Origin of the sequence: Aquabacterium sp., assembly GCF_035476535.1 — a bacterium.
Lineage (GTDB): Bacteria > Pseudomonadota > Gammaproteobacteria > Burkholderiales > Burkholderiaceae_C > Pseudaquabacterium.
This window is the reverse complement of the sequence record NZ_DATILJ010000002.1, coordinates 1-1643: the sequence shown is the minus strand read 5'-3', so window position 1 is coordinate 1643 and position 1643 is coordinate 1. Positions and strand designations below refer to the sequence as shown.

Below are 1643 nucleotides of genomic sequence, written 5' to 3'. Positions count from 1 at the left end.
ATCGCGGCTGGATGGAATTCGGCTCGGCGGTGCTCAACACGATCGCCGGCTTCTATGGGGCGCCGGACGCGCGGACGCTGCAGGCACGCCGCGCGGAATTGCATGCGCGCTTCGCGCAGATCGAGAACGCGCTATCCGGCGCCGGCCCCTACTTCGCGGGCGCGCGCTTCGGCATGGTCGATGCCGTGTTCGGCCCGGTGTTCCGGTACTTCGACGTGTTCGAGCAGCTCGGCGAGGACGGCTTTTTCGGCGCCACGCCGAAGGTCCGGGCCTGGCGCGAGGTACTGGCGCGCCGGCCCTCGGTGCGGCACGCCGTGTCGGACGGGTACGCGCAGCGGCTGCGACAGTTCCTGCTCGATCGCGGCAGCGAGTTGTCGCGACGGATCGCCGCGCGCGAGGGTGAGGGTCAGGAGTCGTTGTCTGCCTACAGCGTGAAATAGAAGGTCGCGCCTTCGCCCGGGACGGACAGATCGCTCAGGCCGCGCGCGCGCCCAACTGCTGCTGGATGGCCGCGAGGTCGCACCAGACGTTCTCGCGGCTGATCTTGTCGCCGCGCAGCTCGAAGACGTGCAGCATGCGAAAACTCACCGGGCCGCTCTTGCCGTCGCAAAGGAACTGGCGCCCGTCGTTGACCTGGCCATGCCAGATCGTCTCGTCCACCACGAAGCCTTCGCCGTAGAGCCGGCGCACCGGCGTCACGCTCTCGCCCTTCAGGTCGGTGAAAAGCTGGCTGTAGAACTGGCGGATGCGGCCCGGTTCGCGCAGCACGCCGAAGGGCGACGGAATGACCTCGTGTTCGGCGTCGGGCGTCAGGCTGGCGGTCACGCCGTCCACGTCGTCGGTGGCTTCGTACATGAAGTGCTGGTTGATGATTTCATCCATTCGCTGGGGAGTGACGGTGTTCATGAGGCATCCTTTGCTGAAAACGGGTTGTGATAGACTGATGTCTACTAGTGAGACAGGAGTATCATAAAGGAATGTCAGTCTCAAATCAAGCCGATCCGCGCGCCAACCAGAAAGAGCGCACGCGCGCCGCGCTCGTCACGGCCGCCGCCGAAATGATCCGCGAAGGTGGCGCGCCCAGTGTGGCCGAGGCCGCCGAGCGTGCCAAGGTGTCGCGCGCCACCGCCTACCGGTACTTCCCCACGCAGGAAAGCCTCATGGTCGAGGTGGCCGCCGTGAACCCGGCCATCGCCCCGGTCGAGCAGATGCTCAAAGCGCTGGGCGACGAGAGCGCCGAAGAGCGGCTGCGCCGGCTGCTGCACAGCTTCATCCCGATCGTGCAGGCCGAGGAGGTGACGATGCGCACCGCGCTGCGTGCCTACCTGGACACCTGGCTGCAGAGCCGCCGCGAGGGCGCGCCCGCACCCGCCGTGCGCGAAGGCCGACGCATGCGCTGGCTGGATCAGGCGCTCGCGCCGGTGCGCAAGCAGCTGCCGCCTGCCCAATGGCGCCGGTTGCGTGCGGCGTTGTCGCTGGTGCTGGGCATCGAGGCCATCGTGGTCATGAAGGATGTGTGCCACGCCAGCGACGACGAGACGCTCAAGACCCTGGAGTGGGCGGCGATGGCGTTGCTGCACGCCGGCATGGCCGCACCCGTGGCCATGCCGCGCGGCAAACGTTGAGCGCCTTCAGGCCGCCCC

Annotated in this window: 3 protein-coding genes; 2 read left to right on the top strand and 1 reads right to left on the bottom strand. The window is 67.7% G+C overall.

The features are described from left to right. Window positions 1-440, top strand: a 440-nt coding sequence (locus VLK61_RS00030) for a glutathione S-transferase family protein (protein WP_325417013.1), incomplete at its 5' end; no start/stop codon positions are given. Window positions 441-474: 34 nt separating this feature from the next. On the opposite strand, the gene VLK61_RS00025 is transcribed toward VLK61_RS00030, so the two are convergent. After that, window positions 475-906 (bottom strand): nuclear transport factor 2 family protein, encoded by a 432-nt coding sequence (locus VLK61_RS00025; RefSeq protein ID WP_325417011.1) that lies wholly within the window; start codon window positions 904-906, stop codon window positions 475-477. A 71-nt stretch (window positions 907-977) separates the two neighbouring features. Between VLK61_RS00025 and VLK61_RS00020 the strand changes: the two genes are divergently transcribed. Beyond that, window positions 978-1625 (top strand): TetR/AcrR family transcriptional regulator, encoded by a 648-nt coding sequence (locus tag VLK61_RS00020; RefSeq protein ID WP_325417009.1) that lies wholly within the window; start codon window positions 978-980, stop codon window positions 1623-1625. Window positions 1626-1643: the final 18 nt, after the last annotated feature.

Coding starts and splice junctions, on each gene's coding strand:
- VLK61_RS00025 (WP_325417011.1), bottom strand. CDS start 906: ATGAACACCGTCACTCCCCAGCGAATGGATGAAATCATCAACCAGCAC.
- VLK61_RS00020 (WP_325417009.1), top strand. CDS start 978: ATGTCAGTCTCAAATCAAGCCGATCCGCGCGCCAACCAGAAAGAGCGC.